General features: G+C 43.0%; 22 protein-coding genes. 10 read left to right on the forward strand and 12 right to left on the reverse strand.

Annotated elements, in window-relative coordinates; translation table 11 throughout:
• The coding region (locus V7L05_RS28010) for a hypothetical protein (protein ID WP_335169035.1) at window positions 1–196 on the forward strand (196 nt) is incomplete at its 5' end.
• Entirely contained in the window at window positions 183–821 is a 639-nt protein-coding gene (locus tag V7L05_RS28015) for a cofactor assembly of complex C subunit B (protein ID WP_335169037.1), read from the forward strand. The genes V7L05_RS28010 and V7L05_RS28015, both read left to right, overlap by 14 nt.
• 189 nt (window positions 822–1,010) lie before the next feature.
• On the opposite strand, the gene V7L05_RS28020 is transcribed toward V7L05_RS28015, so the two are convergent.
• Entirely contained in the window at window positions 1,011–1,925 is a 915-nt protein-coding gene (locus V7L05_RS28020) for a M48 family metallopeptidase (protein WP_335169039.1), read from the reverse strand.
• 403 nt (window positions 1,926–2,328) lie between these two features.
• Here V7L05_RS28020 and V7L05_RS28025 point away from each other — a divergent pair, with 403 nt between their 5' ends.
• Both V7L05_RS28025 and V7L05_RS28030 read left to right on the forward strand, forming a co-directional pair.
• Window positions 2,329–2,847 carry a DUF456 domain-containing protein gene (locus V7L05_RS28025; protein WP_335169041.1) on the forward strand — a complete coding sequence of 173 codons (519 nt, stop codon included), beginning with the start codon at window positions 2,329–2,331 and terminating at the stop codon, window positions 2,845–2,847.
• 551 nt (window positions 2,848–3,398) lie between these two features.
• Window positions 3,399–4,076 (forward strand): PEP-CTERM sorting domain-containing protein, encoded by a 678-nt coding sequence (locus V7L05_RS28030; protein WP_335169043.1) that lies wholly within the window; start codon window positions 3,399–3,401, stop codon window positions 4,074–4,076.
• Window positions 4,077–4,233: 157 nt separating this feature from the next.
• On the opposite strand, the gene nblB is transcribed toward V7L05_RS28030, so the two are convergent.
• The 7 genes from nblB to carB all read right to left on the reverse strand — a co-directional run bounded on the left by nblB (window position 4,234) and on the right by carB (window position 11,795).
• Window positions 4,234–4,899 (reverse strand): phycobilisome degradation protein NblB, encoded by a 666-nt coding sequence (gene nblB, locus V7L05_RS28035; RefSeq protein WP_335169045.1) that lies wholly within the window; start codon window positions 4,897–4,899, stop codon window positions 4,234–4,236.
• Between the two features lie 66 nt (window positions 4,900–4,965).
• Window positions 4,966–5,430 (reverse strand): CBS domain-containing protein, encoded by a 465-nt coding sequence (locus V7L05_RS28040; RefSeq protein WP_335169047.1) that lies wholly within the window; start codon window positions 5,428–5,430, stop codon window positions 4,966–4,968.
• Between the two features lie 108 nt (window positions 5,431–5,538).
• Window positions 5,539–6,036: an 8-oxo-dGTP diphosphatase MutT gene (gene mutT / locus V7L05_RS28045; RefSeq protein ID WP_335169049.1), complete on the reverse strand. Its 498-nt coding sequence runs from the start codon at window positions 6,034–6,036 to the stop codon at window positions 5,539–5,541.
• Window positions 6,037–6,366: 330 nt separating this feature from the next.
• Window positions 6,367–6,711: a DUF760 domain-containing protein gene (locus V7L05_RS28050; protein WP_334952443.1), complete on the reverse strand. Its 345-nt coding sequence runs from the start codon at window positions 6,709–6,711 to the stop codon at window positions 6,367–6,369.
• A gap of 234 nt (window positions 6,712–6,945) precedes the next feature.
• Window positions 6,946–7,902, reverse strand: a complete 957-nt coding sequence (locus tag V7L05_RS28055; protein ID WP_335169051.1) for an RNA polymerase sigma factor, RpoD/SigA family — start codon at window positions 7,900–7,902, stop codon at window positions 6,946–6,948.
• A 442-nt stretch (window positions 7,903–8,344) separates the two neighbouring features.
• On the reverse strand, window positions 8,345–8,494 hold the full coding sequence (locus tag V7L05_RS28060; RefSeq protein ID WP_335169052.1) for a histidine kinase: 150 nt from the start codon (window positions 8,492–8,494) through the stop codon (window positions 8,345–8,347).
• A 34-nt stretch (window positions 8,495–8,528) separates the two neighbouring features.
• Entirely contained in the window at window positions 8,529–11,795 is a 3,267-nt protein-coding gene (gene carB, locus V7L05_RS28065; RefSeq protein WP_335169054.1) for a carbamoyl-phosphate synthase large subunit, read from the reverse strand.
• Window positions 11,796–11,903: 108 nt separating this feature from the next.
• Between carB and V7L05_RS28070 the strand changes: the two genes are divergently transcribed.
• Window positions 11,904–12,146: a hypothetical protein gene (locus tag V7L05_RS28070; RefSeq protein WP_335169055.1), complete on the forward strand. Its 243-nt coding sequence runs from the start codon at window positions 11,904–11,906 to the stop codon at window positions 12,144–12,146.
• Window positions 12,147–12,471: 325 nt separating this feature from the next.
• On the opposite strand, the gene V7L05_RS28075 is transcribed toward V7L05_RS28070, so the two are convergent.
• On the reverse strand, window positions 12,472–13,026 hold the full coding sequence (locus tag V7L05_RS28075) for a Dps family protein (RefSeq protein ID WP_292792239.1): 555 nt from the start codon (window positions 13,024–13,026) through the stop codon (window positions 12,472–12,474).
• 426 nt (window positions 13,027–13,452) lie between these two features.
• On the opposite strand from V7L05_RS28075, the gene V7L05_RS28080 reads away from it, so the two are divergent.
• Window positions 13,453–13,698 (forward strand): Asr1405/Asl0597 family protein, encoded by a 246-nt coding sequence (locus V7L05_RS28080; RefSeq protein ID WP_335169056.1) that lies wholly within the window; start codon window positions 13,453–13,455, stop codon window positions 13,696–13,698.
• Window positions 13,699–13,774: 76 nt separating this feature from the next.
• Window positions 13,775–14,428: a (2Fe-2S) ferredoxin domain-containing protein gene (locus tag V7L05_RS28085; protein ID WP_335169057.1), complete on the forward strand. Its 654-nt coding sequence runs from the start codon at window positions 13,775–13,777 to the stop codon at window positions 14,426–14,428.
• 231 nt (window positions 14,429–14,659) lie between these two features.
• Here V7L05_RS28085 and tnpA read toward each other — a convergent pair whose 3' ends face one another.
• Both tnpA and V7L05_RS28095 read right to left on the reverse strand, forming a co-directional pair.
• Window positions 14,660–15,106 (reverse strand): IS200/IS605 family transposase, encoded by a 447-nt coding sequence (gene tnpA / locus V7L05_RS28090; protein ID WP_335169059.1) that lies wholly within the window; start codon window positions 15,104–15,106, stop codon window positions 14,660–14,662.
• 28 nt (window positions 15,107–15,134) lie between these two features.
• Complete coding sequence (locus V7L05_RS28095; RefSeq protein WP_335169060.1) at window positions 15,135–15,356, reverse strand: hypothetical protein; 222 nt, start codon at window positions 15,354–15,356, stop codon at window positions 15,135–15,137.
• 100 nt (window positions 15,357–15,456) lie between these two features.
• Here V7L05_RS28095 and V7L05_RS28100 point away from each other — a divergent pair, with 100 nt between their 5' ends.
• The 3 genes from V7L05_RS28100 (at window position 15,457) to V7L05_RS28110 (ending at window position 16,639) form a co-directional block, all read left to right on the forward strand.
• Window positions 15,457–15,801 (forward strand): HNH endonuclease, encoded by a 345-nt coding sequence (locus V7L05_RS28100; RefSeq protein ID WP_335169062.1) that lies wholly within the window; start codon window positions 15,457–15,459, stop codon window positions 15,799–15,801.
• A 203-nt stretch (window positions 15,802–16,004) separates the two neighbouring features.
• Complete coding sequence (locus V7L05_RS28105; protein ID WP_442937034.1) at window positions 16,005–16,226, forward strand: type II toxin-antitoxin system HigB family toxin; 222 nt, start codon at window positions 16,005–16,007, stop codon at window positions 16,224–16,226.
• Entirely contained in the window at window positions 16,214–16,639 is a 426-nt protein-coding gene (locus V7L05_RS28110; protein ID WP_335169064.1) for a helix-turn-helix domain-containing protein, read from the forward strand. The genes V7L05_RS28105 and V7L05_RS28110 overlap by 13 nt, the downstream gene beginning before the upstream one ends.
• 457 nt (window positions 16,640–17,096) lie before the next feature.
• Here V7L05_RS28110 and V7L05_RS28115 read toward each other — a convergent pair whose 3' ends face one another.
• Window positions 17,097–17,372: a hypothetical protein gene (locus V7L05_RS28115; RefSeq protein ID WP_335169065.1), complete on the reverse strand. Its 276-nt coding sequence runs from the start codon at window positions 17,370–17,372 to the stop codon at window positions 17,097–17,099.
• Window positions 17,373–17,702: the final 330 nt, after the last annotated feature.

The raw sequence follows: 17,702 nt of genomic DNA on the forward strand, positions 1-17,702 counted from the left end.
GGGAGATGAGGGAGATGAGGGAGATGAGGGAGATGAGGGAGATGAGGGAGATGAGGGAGATGAGGGAGATGAGGGAGATGAGGGAGATGAGGGAGGAGAATTAGTAACCAATGCCCAATGCCCAATGCCCAATGCCCAATGCCCAATGCCCAATGCCCAATGCCCAATGCCCAATGTGACTAATGACCAAACCTGATCCTAATCGAGTTTTGCGGCGTCTACCCATTGTCGTGGGTGGGCTAGGCGCTGTGCTTTTGTTGATTAACCGTTTATTAACACCGGAATTAACCCAGTCTCAATCGCGTGGTGATGTGGTAGGCGTGATTTTGAGTGCGGTGTTAATTTTGACGGGTTTAATTTGGCAGCAAGTTCAGCCGCGATCGCCTGATACTGTAGAACTAATTGGAGAAGAAGGTTTTGTACTAGCACCAGATTTACCAGAAGCCGTGAAAACAGAGTTAGCCTGGGCATCTCATTTATTGTTGACTAATACAGTAACGCGATCGCTTGTGGTTTTTTATCAAGGTAAAGTTTTGTTGCGTCGGGGGATTCTGGGTAATAAATCTGAGGTTGTACCAGGAGTAATCTTAAAACAGGTACTCGAAAAACAAAAGCCGATTTATCTAGTTGCACTAAAAGTATATCCAGGTAGGCTGGAATTTGATTATTTACCAGAAAATACTCAAGGTGTAATTTGTCAACCTATTGGCAACCAAGGTGCGCTAATTTTGGCAGCGAATACTCCTCGCAGTTATACCAAACAAGATGAAAACTGGATTGCCGGAATTGCTGATAAATTAGCCGTTACTCTTAGTACTTAGTGCAGAACACCACAAAAAGGGTATGGAATTTAATCATTCGTAGGTTGGGTAGAACGAAGTGGAACCCAACATCAAGTCTCAATATTTCCGAACCCCTTTTACAGTGACGTGTACTTAGCTGATTCGCTAGTTTAGAATTTAATCTAAAATCAGCAATCCAAAATCCAAAATCTAAAATCTAAAATTCAATCACCAAGAAGTCAAAAAATTCCACCCTTCCTTTTCTGACGGTGTATTTCCTTCTTTTTCTGACGGTTCTTCCGGTGTCTTTAAATTTTCCTGTTGAATTAAATTATCATATTCTCCTGAATCAACCCATTTTAATAATTCGCCAGTCCGCATAACTACCCAGGAAAGCCCAGATTCTGTATAGCTTAATATTTTGGTGACTTTATCCACACTATCTAAGTTACTGGATGCAAACTCACGGGCTTGGATGAGGAAATCTTCGATTACAGCAGTAGTTAAGTACTCATCTGGCAAACCCGCGAGTTTCATCAGTGTAGTAGTTGCTACATCAATATCTTGACAAGCAAGCATTCCAGCCCGATCAGCAGTGAACCTAGCCATCATTCGCCAATTATACAAACCTAGTTCCATTCCACCAGCTAGCAAGCCACCAATCCCCAGTGTGGTACTGCTCAACAAATTTTTCAAAGTTGGCATCACAATTGCCATTTGGTGATAAACCATGTGCTGACTCTTGATGCGAGCAACTTCGTGTCCGAAAACGTAAAGCAACTCATCTGCGTCAAGCCACTCCATTGCATCTAAATTGATGCCAACAAGGGGTTTTTCCACTCCAACAATGTAGGTTTTAATGTGACCAGTGCCTTGAAACAGATACAGTTCAGGAAGTGGAGCAACATCAAGAATTTGGCAGGTTTCTACAAATGTCTGATGTAATTGGGGAAAATTACGGGGCGAAATTCTAATTTCACTCCCAAGGCTTTGTAGCCTGAGTAGGCGATCAATGCCGTATTCATTAACTTTTTTGAGTAGCAGGGAGACACCGGGCATATTTTGCAAAGAAGCCAAGGCTTTGCGATCGAAGGGGTGTTCGTAGGCTTCTGAACTCAGTCCAGTTAATAGTTTTCTCGTCATGGGTTTTAAAATAGCAGTTTAGGAAGCATTAGGCAACATGGCATAAATTCAGCTACCATCTCAACTAAGACAAGTTGCTCAGAGCAACTGGCTAGGCATTTGTCACCATCTTACCCAGATAGAATATACAGTAGGGGCGCACAGCTGTCCATGTGTGTCTACTTAAGGTGAAAACCAGCCTAGAACCAGCTTTTAGCAGATTATCTCGTTATCTCGAAAAGAAGTCTCCGACTGGGAATGCCCCTCATTGAGGCTCCGCCTCTGTAACTTGCGGTAGAGCCACCAGGAGTTGCATTTCTAGCAAGAAGCTGGAAACGAGGTTTTAAATGAGTTTGGGCTTAAGTTGACACCAATGACATCTGTGCTACGCTACTCGGAAATTTAGAAATTTACAATTTTATCTATGCAAATTATTTATTGGCTATTACTTGCTGTAATGCTTGTGGGTATTATCGGTGCTGTAGTTCCAGCGATTCCTGGGAGCAGCTTAATTTTAATTGCAATTATCGTCTGGGGAATCGTTAGTAGTTCCTTTGCAGCGATCAAGATTCCCCTAATTGTGACAATTATAGTTTTACTGCTGAGTGTCGGAGTGGATTTTTTAGCTAGCTATGTGGGAGCAAGACAAGCTGGTGCTAGCAAGTGGGGGCAAATTGGCGCAATTGTCGGTTTAGTAGTAGGATTTTTGGGATTATTGCCAACGTTGCCTTTTGGGGGGCCACTGTTAGGAATTTTACTAGGGCCGCTTTTGGGAGCAATTATTGGTGAGTATATTTACCAACGTGAATTTGGGTTGGCGGTTAAGGCAGGTATAGGAATTATAGTCGGGTCTTTGGTTGGAAATTTGATTCAAGGGTTGTTAGCGATCGCCGCAGTTGTAGTTTTTGTTGTGACAACTTGGCCACAAGTATTTGGCTCTTAGCATCTCAAAAATCTGACAGATTTGAGAACAGAGGTAATAGCTAGCAGTTAGCTATTCATTACAAACATTCAATTTGCTCACAAAGACTGTCCATAGTAAACAAATACAGAGGCTCCTTCCATTTATTCTACGAGAGGAGCCGTTTCACTAAATATTAGTAATTTCAGAGATTATACATACACTGCATACTCCATTTATCTAAAATATGGCTGAGTAATTTTAAGTATAAAAAACTACTATCAAATTAATTATACGTAAATAAATTTTCTTAAAGTCAGAGCGATCGCCAACAATTTAAACCTATGAAATGAAAGATATACGAAGCGCAGATATGTAGGGAATTAAAATTTCATGAAGGATAGTAATGCGTTAAAGATGTGATGAAGACCACTAAGTAAATCTTGCAGGCTCTAAGTCTATGTGATTTCATGGAGATCAGAAATACATCACGCAAGCTTCGCTTTCACTGACAGTATTTTCTATAAATTACTGAGATTAAAAGTAAAGCAATTGCTCTAATTTAAAATTATTACTGGGAGCCTCAAACAACAATGATTAGTTTTAAATCTACATTACTAAATGCAACTTTAGCCATTACTGCTGCACTCCCTTTAGCTGCTGCTGGAATGTTTACCTCTGCTGGGTCTGCTCAAGCTGTAACCCTGAACGGGAGTATTGGTCTTTCTGGTACATCTGGCATTCTTAATGATGGAATCAATCCAGCTAGTACTAGTATTGCATTTACTGATGTTAATGTTAGCCCTAGTACTAGCGGTGATTTTTCAGCCTTCTCACCAAAATTAGGCACAACGCCTATTACAATTAAGACGCTAAATTTGACCAAGATAGCTGATTTAACAACTACACTAGCTACATACTCTACAGGTAATTACATTCCATTCATTGATTTCGGATCAGAAACTCTGGATGGCACTACTGCTTTTCTTACCTTTGATTTAGATAATTCTGTACTTACCAGAATTACGTCCTCGAATGGTGGAATTGGTTACGGAATAAATGAGATTACGGGGAAATTTAATTTCAATGGACAAACTATTGCGACAGGCTTAATTAGCGGTTCTCTTTCTGGGGCTTCTAGTACTTACCAGTTAACTCTCACCGCTCAAGCAGTTAGCGTTCCTGAGCCAACCACAATGCTAGGCTTAGGTTTAGTTGGTGCTGGCATGGTTATGTCTATGTCTCGCCGACGCAAAAGTGTAGTTCAATAGACTTATCCTAAATAGAAACAAGTTACTTTTAGCAAGTAAAAGTAACTTTAATTTATCTATTCGATCTGGCTGGAATGCAAAATTTACCAACCAGGTCGAATTTTTTACTATCAGATAAATCTATATTAAAGGTGAATTTTCTTAACCTGAGATAGACTTAAACTGATTGCAAAGAATTTTTGGCTTCAGTTGCGATCGCATCTACTTCATCATTAGCCAGAGTTTCTAATATAGATTTAGCTTCAGCATTACCCAAACGAGCCAAGGCTTGTACAAGTCTGTAACGAATTTGCCAATCTGGATTGGTAGCATAGGGAGCCAATAAGGGAACTGCTTGTGCATCTCCCAAGTCACCCAAAGAACTAATAGCAGCAGTTTGGACTAATTCGTTTTCTGATGAGAGTGCCTCTTTGAGTAGTTCAAAGGCTCGTGGATCGCCCAATTCTCCTAATGTCGCAATGATACTGAATTGGATTAGCCATTCACTCGTTGTATAGTAAAGTTGTTGCAAATCTTCAAAAGCCTCATGTAACTTCAAAGCGCCCAAACAGTCTGCTGCTGCTGCTTGTACATCTACTTCGGAGTCATGAAGTAAGCGATCGCGCAAGATATCCAAGGATAACTGTAAATCCTGCGTTCCGAGTGTATCCATTTGACTCACCGCCGAGTAACGGACACGGGAATTGCGATCGCCAATGGCAGTTTGAATCAATTCAAAGCCGATCGCAGGTTCCAGTTGGCGGATTTGATTGACTGCACGTAAGCGATCGCCTAAATCCTCAGAACTGAGCAATTGCTTAACAGACTCCGAAGTAATACTCATTTAGTTATCCTCGATTTTCAAATGTATAAAAAAGACAGACGTGATTAATCGCCTCTCTATTTTTGACTAATCTTGACTTGCTGCCATTGCCCGAATAATATCACCACGAGTCAGGATACCAACTACTTGACCCGTGCTGTCAAGTACTGGCAAGCGGTGAACGCTGCGATCGTGCATGATTGTGGCTGCTTCTCTTAAACTTTTCTCAGGGGAAATAGCGATCGGGTTTTTACTCATCACCTCCCCAACGGTTTGCCCTAGAGCCTTGTGCAAGTCACGATCATAAGTAGCAGGATTTTGTAAATAGATAACGCTATCAAGAAACATAATGTACGCAGGTGGAGTAACACCAGTTTCTTGCCACATCAAATCGGTTTCTGAGATAATGCCCACCAATTTACCGACATCATCCACAACAGGTAGTCCGCTGATGTGGCGTTCTGCGAGAATTTGGATAGCTTCCTTCAGTGGAGTTTCCGCCCGGACGACAATAGGATCGCGGCTCATTACATCGGTAACGGTTTTAGGCATTTATTTGCTGACACCTTAAATCAAAGTCCCTGCGCCTATTGTAGGAAATTGCGGGACTCAACCTGATGCAATTAATAGATTGTTACGGTATTGGGCATTTCTCATTGGTCATTTGTCATTGGAGAAAAGTCCATCTCCCTCATCTCCCTCATCTCCCTCATCTCCCTCATCCCCCCCACTCCCCACTCCCCACTCCCCACTCCCTTTTAAGGCAGCAATAATTTGAATATTTGCTTTCGGAAAAGTAAACTGCTCCAGTTCTTCCAAAGTTACCCAACGAATTTCATCGGATTCTAAAGGTTGGGGAACACCTGTAATATGGCGGCAGTGATGTACTGTCAGGGTAACGCGCAAGTCTGTATAAGTGTGGTCAATAGTAATCAGATGCTCTCCCACTTCAATTACTATTCCCAGTTCTTCGGAAATCTCCCGTTGAATACACTCGCTGATAGTTTCACCAGCCTCAATTTTACCACCAGGAAATTCCCACAAACCACCCATCGCTCCTTCTGGACGACGGCGATCGATTAAAATTTGCTTTTGGTCATTCCAAATTACTGCAACACCAATGATTTTATGGGGTGGGAAAGAACTGGTTTCATTCATTGTTAATTAGGGAAATCGGGAGTAGGTAAAGAATTCCTGACTTTTGACTAATAACAAAACTCGGCAGACTAGTTTGAACTCTGCCGAGTTTAGATTTATTGCAAAGGTAGTCTACCTCTGTTAGCTTATCCACAAATGTGTATTAATCATTTAGAAATACGCCTCTAGTTGAACTAATCACCAAATTACAGGAGTTCGCAGATAGCCAAATCAAAAAACTACCCCTAAATTTATATGGGAATTGTTAATTTTGATTTTGAATTCGTAGAGAAGCGACGTGACTAGCTATCAGCCCAACAATATTAAATTTCCTTCCCAAGTTTTATATTTCTAGTCAACTTCGCTGTTGTTGCTTTCAGTTCCTTGTATGGCGACTTCAAAACTCATTCTCTGTTCAGCGTTACGCAAGAAATAACCACTAATCATCGCAGAGGCGAGAAGCCGACCCAGATTTTCCCGATTTGTGGTTACAGTAACACCAAAGTGTTCTGAAGGTAGATTTCCCAACAGTCCCGTAATATTACGTTCCATCACCTGAAAGACTTCGGCAGACGTGGGTTTGGATAGCTGGCTAACTGTCTCTGGACTCAAGGATTTAACGTACTGCCATAGTAAATCGCTAGTTTCTGATTCGCTATTAAAAAATTCTGAGACACGATTGGATGGGTTATTCATTTTTTAGTTCCTTAACTACCACTATTAGTTGGGGTGCTTGTGATTTGAATATTAAATACCTGTTTTAGATTTGACTTAGCTAGCTATTTGGTCTTCCTGTCAACTAATGTAACAACTTAGCCTAAGAGTGGAAGTAGGTGTAACCGTACCAAAGTCAGCGTATTTTCTCACCCATTGGTCATTAGTCCTTTGTTATTTACAAAAGACTAATGACAAAGGACTAATGACAAATGACTAACTTGCCAAATATTCATCCATGCTGGCTTTAGACTTGCGAAGTTTGGTTAAAGCTTCCCGCTCAATTTGCCGGACTCGTTCCCGGCTGATGTTCAGTATTTCACCAATTCTAGCCAGAGTCAGGGCTTGCCCATCAGTTAAGCCAAAGCGCAGCGTGATCACTTCCCTTTGTTGTGGCGTAAGATCCCCCATCAGGCGATCTAAGTCATAAGATAGAGAAGATTGCATGACAAACTCTTCGGGAGATGCTCCTGGATCTTCCAGCATTTCTCCAAGTTCGGTGTCGTAATTATCACCCAGCCGCAAATCCAAGGAAAGGGGCAAACGCGCCTTTTCTAGATACTCTCGTACTTGTTTGGGGGTCAATTCTAATTCGTCAGCTAGCTCACCTGCTGTCGGAGCGCGTCCCAACTTTTGAGACAATTGGCGCTGTGCCTTTTTAATCTTATTTAATTTTTCGGTTATGTGGATAGGTAGCCGAATGGTGCGAGCTTTTTCGGCTATGGCACGAGTGATCGCTTGGCGAATCCACCAATAGGCATAGGTAGAGAACCTGTAGCCTTTGGTGGGGTCAAACTTTTCCACGCCGCGTTGCATACCAATACTACCTTCTTGGATCAAGTCCAGTAAATCGACGTTGCGCTTTATGTACTTTTTGGCAACGGACACTACCAAGCGCAAATTGGCTTCTACCATCTTGCGCTTGGCAATTTCACCATCTGCGATCGCTTCGTTCAACTCTGCTGGTTCTAGCTTTGTCGCTTTGGCCCACTCTTCTAGAGTCGGTTGACGACCTAACTGGGTGGCAAGACTTTCGCTTGATTGATGCAAAGCACAGGAACGTTGCACCTGTTTACCATAGAAAATCTCTTCCTCGTGGGTTAAGAGTGGCACACGGCCAATCTCACGCAGGTAAGTCCGCACGAGGTCTGTGGCTGTCTGAGCGGTCTTCATGGCGCTACTCTTTGGTAATGATGGGTTTGGCGGTAGGGTCATTAACGGATAGATGCTTTATTAGGGTGCTACCCAGGCTGACTGGGAACCCATGCTCTGGTTTGCAACTTACGCGCCCGATCAACTCGTCGGCTGCTCATAATAATCAAATTTGGGCTACTAACTGCTAAAAATTACAGTTATTTCCTAGTTTTCACAAGTATCTACAGTTAGATAAAAGGTAGCTTCTTAAACATTTTTCTATTGGAACCTTATTAACAATTGTAACATTTATGAGAATGTTTTGGCTAGATGGCGACATTAAATTTCCTGCCTGTTCCAGTTCATGCAATGTCGGCCTTTTTCTCAAGGCTGACTAGAAGTCAATTTCAGAAATTATCTAGCTCAAAGTAAGCTTCCTCATATTTGTCAAAATATCTCAATGAGAAGTATAGTCATTCTCTTATAACAATTGCTTAATTTTTCTTGGGCATTGGGCATTGGGCATGGGGCATTGGGCATTGGGCATTGGGCATGGGGCATTGGGCATGGGGCATGGGGCATGGGGCATGGGGCATTGATTATTCTCCTTCCTTGTCCCCCTTATCCCCACTCCCTAGTACAGACGCAATTAATCGCGTCTCTCCCTACTCCCTGATGATCGCGCAGTAATCTTGGATAGCTTTTACGTCCAAAGTCGTATTTTGTAAGGAACGAATGGCGGCGACGGTAGCTTTTGCGCCGGCGATCGTAGTAATGATCGGAATTTTGTAAGCTAAAGCTGTGCGACGGATTAACCTAGCATCAGTGTGGGCTTCTTCCCCTGATGGTGTGTTGATAATAAGTTGGATTTTCTGGTTTTTGATTGCATCTAGGACGTGGGGACGACCTTCATGGAGTTTCAACACCAACTCGATATCTAACCCGTGTTCGAGAAGAACTCGCCGTGTACCAAGTGTAGCCATGACTTTAAAGCCCAAGTCGATAAATTCTTTCACCACACCACCGGCAGCAGGTTTATCGCGATCGCTCATTGATACAAATACAGTTCCCGTTAACGGTAAACGCTCCCCAGCACCCAATTCCGCTTTGGCAAAGGCACGGCCAAAGTCGCTGTCAATCCCCATCACCTCACCAGTGGATCGCATTTCTGGGCCTAATATTGTATCAGTTCCTGGGAATTTATGAAAGGGTAATACTGCTTCTTTGACGGCAATATGCGTGGGGATAACTTCCTCCGTGAAGTGTAGTTCCTCTAAGGTTTTACCTGACATAATTAAGGATGCTAGTTTTGCCAACTGTACGCCCGTTGCTTTAGATACAAATGGGACTGTGCGAGAGGCGCGGGGATTAGCTTCTAGAATGTAAACTTGGGGAGAATAGCTGCTTGCACCCACAACGGCAAATTGAATATTCATCAAACCCACGACTGACAGCGCTTGTGCTAGCTGCACTGTCCAAGTGCGAATTTGATTGAGAACTGCTGGGGATAAGGAAATAGAAGGTAAAGAACAAGCGGAATCTCCTGAGTGAATCCCCGCTTGTTCGATGTGTTCCATGATGCCACCAATCACTACCCGTCCTGTATGATCGGCGATCGCATCTACATCGACTTCGATCGCATTTTCCAAAAACTTATCAATCAAAATCGGATGTTCTGGTTCCACTAACACCGCAAACGTCATGTAGCGTTCCAACTCAGCATCGGAATAAACGATTTCCATCGCCCGTCCCCCCAACACATAGCTGGGACGCACCACCACCGGATAGCCAATGCGTTTGGCGACAATCAGCGCATCTTCGTAAGTCCGAGCAATACCATTAGGTGGTTGGGCAATATTCAACTGTTGGAGAATTTTTTCAAACCGCTCCCGGTTTTCTGCCATGTCGATGGAATCTGGTGATGTACCCCAAATTTTAGTGAGCAGTCCTGATGTGTCATTGTTAAGAAATTCTTGTAACGGGATAGCCAACTTTAGCGGGGTTTGTCCACCAAACTGGATGATCACCCCGACGGGATTTTCCGTTTCGATGATGTTAAGGACATCTTCTTTTGTTAAAGGCTCAAAGTAAAGGCGATCGCTGGTATCGTAGTCTGTCGAAACTGTTTCTGGGTTAGAGTTGACCATAATTGTCTCATACCCCGCTCCCTTCAAGGCATAGGCAGCGTGACAACAACAATAATCAAACTCAATTCCCTGTCCAATGCGGTTGGGGCCACCACCCAAAATCAATACTTTTGGCTTGGTTGTTGGCAAAACCTCTGTTTCTTCTTCGTAGGTAGAATAGTAGTAAGGGGTCAACGCTTCAAACTCAGCCGCGCAGGTATCCACGGTTTTGTAAACTGGGATGATTCCTAGTGACTTGCGGTAGGTGCGAACTTCATCTTCGGTGGTTTTGGTGGCATAGGCAATCTGGCGATCGCTATATCCGTCCCGCTTCACTTCATAAAATTGCTCTTTTGTCAATTGCTGCAAAGGTGTCCGCTTCAGGAATTTCTCGACATCTAGCAGTTGTTGTAATTTATCCAGGAACCATCGGTCAATACCAGTGAGTTCGTAGATTTCCTCAATGGTCATTCCTTGCTGCAAGGCATGACGCACGGCGAAAATGCGATCGGGGTTAGGTGTCCGCAATTGGGCGCGAATTTGTTCACCACTGGGTAATTTCTCAGCTTTGTCGCAACCCCAACCAGCGCGTCCTGTTTCGAGCGATCGCAACGCCTTTTGAAAGGATTCGTTGAATGTCCGCCCAATTGCCATTGCTTCCCCGACAGACTTCATTTGAGTTGTCAGCACTGGTTCTGAACCAGGGAACTTTTCAAAGGCGAAGCGGGGAATTTTTGTCACCACATAGTCAATTGTTGGCTCAAAAGATGCCGGAGTTTTCTTGGTGATGTCATTTTGAATTTCATCCAGGGTGTAGCCCACAGCCAATTTTGCGGCAATTTTAGCGATCGGGAAACCTGTAGCTTTGGAAGATAAAGCCGAACTGCGGGAAACGCGGGGGTTCATCTCAATTACAACTACATCCCCATTAACCGGATTGACGGCAAATTGGATATTAGAACCGCCAGTTTCCACACCGATCTCGCGGATGATTTTAATTGCCATATCCCGCAGCCTTTGATATTCTTTATCAGTGAGGGTTTGCGCGGGAGCGACGGTAATCGAGTCGCCGGTGTGGATGCCCATAGGGTCAAGGTTTTCGATGGAGCAGATAATCACTACGTTATCTGCCAAATCACGCATCACTTCGAGTTCATATTCTTTCCAGCCGAGTAAAGACTGGTCAATGAGAATTTGCGAAACGGGACTGGCATCTATACCAACCTGTGCCATTTCTTCAAATTCTTCTTGGTTGTAGGCAATACCGCCGCCACTTCCACCCATTGTGAAAGCTGGACGAATAATTAGGGGATAAGTACCAATTTGGCGGGCAACAGCTTTGGCTTCTTCCAAAGATTCGGCTGTGTCGCTAGGACACACAGCTATGCCGATTCTTGCCATTGCCTGTCCGAAAAGTTTTCGATCTTCGGCTTTTTCGATCGCTGGTAGTTTAGCGCCGATTAACTCAACGCCGTACTTTTCCAACACCCCATTTTTAGCTAAAGCAACGGCGAGGTTGAGGGCGGTTTGTCCTCCCATCGTTGGTAGGAGAGCATCAGGGCGTTCTTTCTCAATGACTTTTTCGACCAATTCCGGTGTCAACGGCTCAATGTAAGTGCGATCGGCTGTTTCCGGGTCGGTCATAATCGTTGCAGGGTTGGAGTTGACCAAAACCACCTCATAGCCTTCTTCTCGCAGCGCTTTGCAGGCTTGAGTGCCAGAGTAGTCAAACTCACAGGCTTGTCCGATCACAATTGGACCAGAGCCTAACAGGAGAATCTTCCGAAGGTCGTCACGGCGGGGCATAATAGTTGCGTTGGAGTACGAGAATACAAATCCTGATTATTTTAAGGGTCTTTACCCCCTCTGGTGCTTTTTATTATTAAGTTTTCTAAGTTTGATGACAGAGGGGGAGTGGGGAGTGGGGAGTGGGGAGTGGGAGATGAGGGAGATGAGGGAGATGGGGGAGATGAGGGAGATGAGGGAGATGAGGGAGATGGGGGAGACAAAAAGAATAACCAATGCCCCATGCCCAATGCTCGATGCCCAATGCCCAATGCCCAATGCCCCATGCCCAATGCTCGATGCCCAATGCCCAATGCCCAATGCCCAATGCCCAATGCCCAACGATTATTTTGTATTTCTAATTTTATTTAATTGTGATGCTCAAATTTCTAAAGCTTTTGGGAATCTTTATTATTTAAGCATTTAAGCTGATGACAGATTGCAACAGATGGTGATTTATTTTGGCATATATCTATCTGATTATTCAGCACAAATAAGTTTCTTAAATATAAATATTTATTAACTAGCTAATTGCTAAAGATTTTTAACATTAAATATTATGTGTATATGTTTACTTAGATTAAAAATGGCAGAGAAATAGGGATACTGTTCTCTGCCATTTTTTATAATATTTTAAGAGCTAGTACTGCCAACTTTTTCCTTCAGTCTAAGTAGACAAATCTAGATTATGAGAGTTTTAGCTTTGAGCCGCTTGGACAAACGCTAAGGTTAAGCTGTCTTTGGCAAGGAAGTGAGACAAATGATAAGCACGTTCCTCAGTCTTCAACAAAATCTTTTCGTAGAGATAGCGTGTGCCCCGATCGCCTAAACTCTCTGCCTGAGCAGCTTGGCGGCGAATTACGCCAATAATGGCTTGTTCTGCGGCTAAGTCATTTTCTACCATTTGGCGAGAGGAATATACGCCTTCAGATTCTTGCTCAAAAACAGTTAGTTCTGCTAGCTTGCTGAAGGTGGCCACTGGCACACCACCTAGTCCATCCAAGCGTTCCCCAATTTCATGAACGTGGTCTTGTACTTGGTTATAGCTTTCGTTAAAAAACTCATGCAGAGAGTAAAATTCTGAGCCTTCAACTACAAAATGATGCTTTTGGTACTGTAAGTATAGTGCTTGGAAACTAGCTAATAAGACGTTGAATCCTTCTGTAACTGGAGCGGTGACGCTATGATCCAGCAACACGGGATTGTCATATACATGACCAAAGTTCCGTAACAAAGTTTGCGTTTCAGACATTGTTCTCCTCGCTCTATAGCAGTTATAGATTTTAACTGCTTATTCTTTACATATTAACATTTTAATAATTAAGAGCAAGCCGATTCGCCATCACAAGATTTTGTATTTTTGCTGACTAAAAGTCTCAAGTTTATTGTTTGCTGGATGATGATACGCTGATCAAGTTGCATATATTTATCATTATTGTTGACATAAAAACTTAGGTGTGCATATTTCCAAGGGGAGTTAGGAGTTATCCATCACCCTCATCTCCTTCATCTCCCTCAGGCGATCGCTGCAAAAATTTTATTTTTTCCAAAATTAATGACAATTATTTGCACTTAATGTATGCTAGTGTTAACAGGCTAAACTCCTAAAACTTTCAAAAAGCAGAGAGTTAAATCGTGGTAGTTACTGCAAGTTTGTTGCACTTTGAGGGCAATTTTCTTGAAATCGTTTAGTTCAGAAATAGAAATAAAGCACCTTGTAGAGGTGAATTGGGCAGATCGCTGGCAAGTCTATCAACGCCTAAAGGAGTTAGACATTCCCTGTAGTTGTGCGGCTAACCAGCAATTAAAAGTTGAAATTGGCAATCCTAGTGCGGCTGTTCAACTTTGGAGTGTGATACGGCAATTTACAGTCTCCCGTCAAGACCAGATTTTGACTCTTGAACGCTGCTGGTATAGTCGTTAGCAATAGTTCTAATCTGTGGCTACTGCTAAGAATCTCTCGCTTGATAGCTTGTACTAGTTAAAAAGAGGTCAAAAAAATGAGTGCATCCCACACTACAGAAGTATCAGAATTTTGCCTTGAAGGCAGGTTTATAAATTTTGTTATTAAAGATGGCTATAAGCTTAAAGGCTTACTGCTAGAGACTCATGAGGGGGAGTCTTACATTAAACTAGCTAAACATTTACGGGCTGCTTTTGATTTGCGCTTACCACCAGGTACTTGGCTGCAAGTTGTTGGTTATAAAGAATACGATATAAAAAAAGACAAAGTTACACTGAAAGCTGAACGTGTGATGGCGGCGCGTTCTGAGATGGAGAGAGTTCACACGACTCCAATACAAGAGCCCCCATCTATTGATAATGTCAAGGTAAAATCAGCGAAGACTAAAGCCACGATTTTGGTGTGTCAAAAGTCTGATTGCATGAAACGCGGTGGTAACGCAGTTTGTCAGGCGTTGGAGGCGGCTTTAAGCGATCGCGGTTTAGAAGACCAAGTTACAATCAAGGGCACTGGTTGTATGAAAAACTGTAAAGCTGGGCCTAACTTAGTAATGCCAGATAAAACCCGCCATAGCCGAATTCAAGCTGCACAAATTCCCGCGCTGATGAATCAGCATTTTGGTGACAAGAGTTTGTCAGCACAGCCGGAGAATTTAAGGGAAGTGGCGATATCTAATGGCAAGTTTTGCTGAGGTAAGTAGTGAAATCTTGACATTGTAATGAGAAAGTTTAATAATATCTTCTCAAGTGTGTTCCATTAATACTCGGCTGTAAGCTTTTGCTATAAATTGCAATAGCTTCAAAAAACTGGCTTTAATTAAAGCCAGTTTTTTGAGCTATTTCCGACAGCAGCCCCACGCCGTCCCGAAGGGCGGCGATGGGAAGAATGGCGGGGCGGTGACGAACACACCCCCGAATCAATGTCAACCGCTAGGTTGACGGGATGAGCGGGGTGGGTGAGGAATCGCCAATTTGTCTTGGGTGCAACTCGCGGAATCTTGGTTTTGCACGTATTGTTTTAGAACTTCGACAGTTACCCCACCGCACGATGCGACGAAGTAAGCACTATTCCAAAACACAGGTTTACCCCAATAGACGCGCCTAATTTCCATCAAAAATTCTTTGCGAATTTGTTGACTTGTATAGGATTTTAAGGCATTGACAAACTTAGACAGTTGCATTTGTGGGTAGTACCGGAACAAGAAGTGAACGTGGTCACTTTCGCCATTAAATTCAATCACTTCGCAACCCCATTTCTGGGATATATGATTAACTAATTCACCCAATCGAGTCAGCATAGCAGGTGTGATAACTTTCCGGCGATACTTGGTAGTCAAAACTAAGTGCGCTTTTAAATCAGAGATAGACAAGCGCCGTTGATTTGTAACCCATTTTTAATTAATCTCTTTGAATTTCATCTGCGGCCTTCTCCAGATGCCCCACAACCTCTTCAAGTCTTGGCTGGTTATCCGCCCAATTAGCAAGGGCAGAAAACAAATCTTCAAAGCTGTAACCCTGTGAAAACAGAACCGGCATAAATTCATTAAAGAACTGGGTTAATCCACTGCGGCGACAATCTTCGAGTCCGTGGCGAATTCCCCTAATCGATTCTAAATCCATTACTCCTGATCCTCGTTTAATTGTTCAGGTTAAAAGCGATAAAAGCCCTTACGATGGCGACCTGGTTTATTGGAGTTCAAGACTGGGGACACACCCCCAAATGCCTAATCGTAAGGCTAAGTTGCTAAAGCAACGAAAGGGTAAATGTCCCTGGTGTAGATTAAGCTTCCATGATTGGGATGTAATTGAAGAAGACCACATCATCCCCAGAGCCATAGGCGGTAAGGATGAATACAAAAACCTTCAATTATTACATCGGCACTGCCATGACGAAAAGACCGCAATCGACCTAAAGGAAATAAGGAAGAGAAACCACTCAAAATTCCTAGAGAAACTATCTCAATTTTGGGAAAAACTCGATTGGGAGTGGATAAATGATATTCCCTTTTTCAAAGGGTTTAAGGTCAGGAAGTCCGTAGTGACAAATGGACAACACACTGAGTAGCCGTGTGCCATGAAAGTGGCAAGCACGGTTCCGAATGGGAGGGGTAGTGCAGTAATGCACACCCCGACCCTACCCGTTGTAGCTCTTTCAGTGTCATTATGGGCATCAAGCTGAATACTTGAGATGACGATTGTTCTTTATTATGTCTCCAACCCGGTGAAGAAGTGCAGTTTTTTCCGGCGTTCGCACTGTCGCCAGACTAATTGCCGAACTCCAACCAGCCCGGAAGCCTCACCAGCCCGGTAGTGCAATCGGAATTACGCTCAGTTTTTCCTAGTGCCGATCTTGTAGGCGATTTAATTGTGTTTAATATTGGTGGCAATAAATACCGATTAATTACTTCAATTCACTTTAATCGTCAAAAAGTTTATATCCGTGATATCTTGACCCATTCAGAATACGACAAAGACCAATGGAAAACTTAACCACACTTCCCCCAGATATTAATACCCATTGGAGTGCGATCGCGCCCCTGCTTACGATTCGTAATGAGCAAGAGTATGAGCAAGCGATCGAGCGATTAAATGATTTAATTGATGAAATTGGCACAAATGAACAGCATCCTCTTTATAATTTTCTTGATACTTTAGGGACGCTGATTGGGGTTTATGAGGCAGAGCATTATTCTATCCCTAATTGTAGCGGGAGTGATGTATTGGCTTATTTAATAGAGGAACATGGACTAAGTTTCTCAGATTTGGCTGAAATTGGTACATCGGAAACAATAGAAGCCATTTTAAACAAAGATCAAGCCTTAACGCTGAGTCAAATTCAATATTTAGCACAACATTTTAAGGTTCAAGCTCAAGTATTTCTAGTAGGACTTACGCAAAGGTAACGGAAAACGAACCACAGAGGACGCAGAGGTCACGGAGGAATGAGAGTTTGAGAGGGTTTTTGCGTAAGTCCTATCTAGATTAAAATTAATAGTATATTAGGATGGTGCATTACACTTTGTTAATGCACCCTACGAAAGCGGTGTTCCCACTGAAAATTCTGCAATTTAGGTTTGATTACGCTGGCTTAAGAGGATGTTTAAAAAGTATTGGGCGAATAGAATTTGCTACTACACAAAGCTTAGTCTACCTCCGTGGAAAGCATGAAAAATTAATGGTTTCAAACCCACGGAGATGGGTAAAGTCTCGTGTAGCCGAGATTTCCAATCGCCAGGGCAAGTATAAATTTAGACTTTTCAAACATCTTCTAAGCGCCGGCTGAAATCTCTTTCTAGCGATACTGTCAGATTCAAAAGGATGTTCTTTGCATCATTAATCAGCTTCAGGCTCGATACCCTCTTAAACGTTAACTCGGCGAGCTGTTCCTGTGAGGGACAAAGTATGATAAGTCTGTAGCTGCCCTTCAAGTATGCGAGAACCACCGCGCTGAACGGTGCGCTGGGTGGTCAAAATTGCCTCTGTCTCAATTGGGTTCTGTAGACTAGATGGTAGATTGATCGTTGGCAGTAGTAGGGTCAGTGTAACTTCCTTTCCTGTATCAGAATCGGGTTCAACGAGTACTGTTACCAGCCTGCCTGAGTTTGACCGAGGAATCCCACATTTAGCATCTATCAAAAAATATTGCTCCAGGGTTGACGTTTCCGTGTTTCGCGCAGTCTGTAGGAACTTCCGCCCTGACGTTTCCGTGTTTCGCGCAGTCTGTAGCAACTTCCGCCTTAAGAGTAAGAACTTCCGCTTTTTCTGTAGCAACTTCTGCCTTAACCTTACTCAGTGCTGAGTCGTGAGTGAGGAAAAAGTAAGAGCGGGTTTACTGTACAGATTTCTAACACATTCAAATTTTTTACAAACTGTTGCCCCACAGCCTTTTGATCCCCCCAACCCCCCTTTTTTAACTATCCATTACCCACATCTTTCTTAACATAAGGTTTGACAAAAGCCAGAAAT

The sequence above is a fragment of the Nostoc sp. genome, from assembly GCF_036917755.1.
Lineage (GTDB): Bacteria > Cyanobacteriota > Cyanobacteriia > Cyanobacteriales > Nostocaceae > Nostoc.

Excerpts from the sequence above, each read along its gene's own strand:
- mutT (WP_335169049.1), bottom strand. The coding sequence starts at position 6,036 with ATGAATGAAACCAGTTCTTTCCCACCCCATAAAATCATTGGTGTTGCA.
- V7L05_RS28025 (WP_335169041.1), top strand. The coding sequence starts at position 2,329 with ATGCAAATTATTTATTGGCTATTACTTGCTGTAATGCTTGTGGGTATT.
- V7L05_RS28015 (WP_335169037.1), top strand. The coding sequence starts at position 183 with ATGACCAAACCTGATCCTAATCGAGTTTTGCGGCGTCTACCCATTGTC.
- V7L05_RS28095 (WP_335169060.1), bottom strand. The coding sequence starts at position 15,356 with ATGGATTTAGAATCGATTAGGGGAATTCGCCACGGACTCGAAGATTGT.
- V7L05_RS28030 (WP_335169043.1), top strand. The coding sequence starts at position 3,399 with ATGATTAGTTTTAAATCTACATTACTAAATGCAACTTTAGCCATTACT.
- V7L05_RS28085 (WP_335169057.1), top strand. The coding sequence starts at position 13,775 with ATGAGTGCATCCCACACTACAGAAGTATCAGAATTTTGCCTTGAAGGC.
- V7L05_RS28110 (WP_335169064.1), top strand. The coding sequence starts at position 16,214 with ATGGAAAACTTAACCACACTTCCCCCAGATATTAATACCCATTGGAGT.
- V7L05_RS28100 (WP_335169062.1), top strand. The coding sequence starts at position 15,457 with ATGCCTAATCGTAAGGCTAAGTTGCTAAAGCAACGAAAGGGTAAATGT.
- V7L05_RS28020 (WP_335169039.1), bottom strand. The coding sequence starts at position 1,925 with ATGACGAGAAAACTATTAACTGGACTGAGTTCAGAAGCCTACGAACAC.
- nblB (WP_335169045.1), bottom strand. The coding sequence starts at position 4,899 with ATGAGTATTACTTCGGAGTCTGTTAAGCAATTGCTCAGTTCTGAGGAT.
- V7L05_RS28040 (WP_335169047.1), bottom strand. The coding sequence starts at position 5,430 with ATGCCTAAAACCGTTACCGATGTAATGAGCCGCGATCCTATTGTCGTC.
- V7L05_RS28050 (WP_334952443.1), bottom strand. The coding sequence starts at position 6,711 with ATGAATAACCCATCCAATCGTGTCTCAGAATTTTTTAATAGCGAATCA.
- carB (WP_335169054.1), bottom strand. The coding sequence starts at position 11,795 with ATGCCCCGCCGTGACGACCTTCGGAAGATTCTCCTGTTAGGCTCTGGT.
- V7L05_RS28075 (WP_292792239.1), bottom strand. The coding sequence starts at position 13,026 with ATGTCTGAAACGCAAACTTTGTTACGGAACTTTGGTCATGTATATGAC.
- V7L05_RS28055 (WP_335169051.1), bottom strand. The coding sequence starts at position 7,902 with ATGAAGACCGCTCAGACAGCCACAGACCTCGTGCGGACTTACCTGCGT.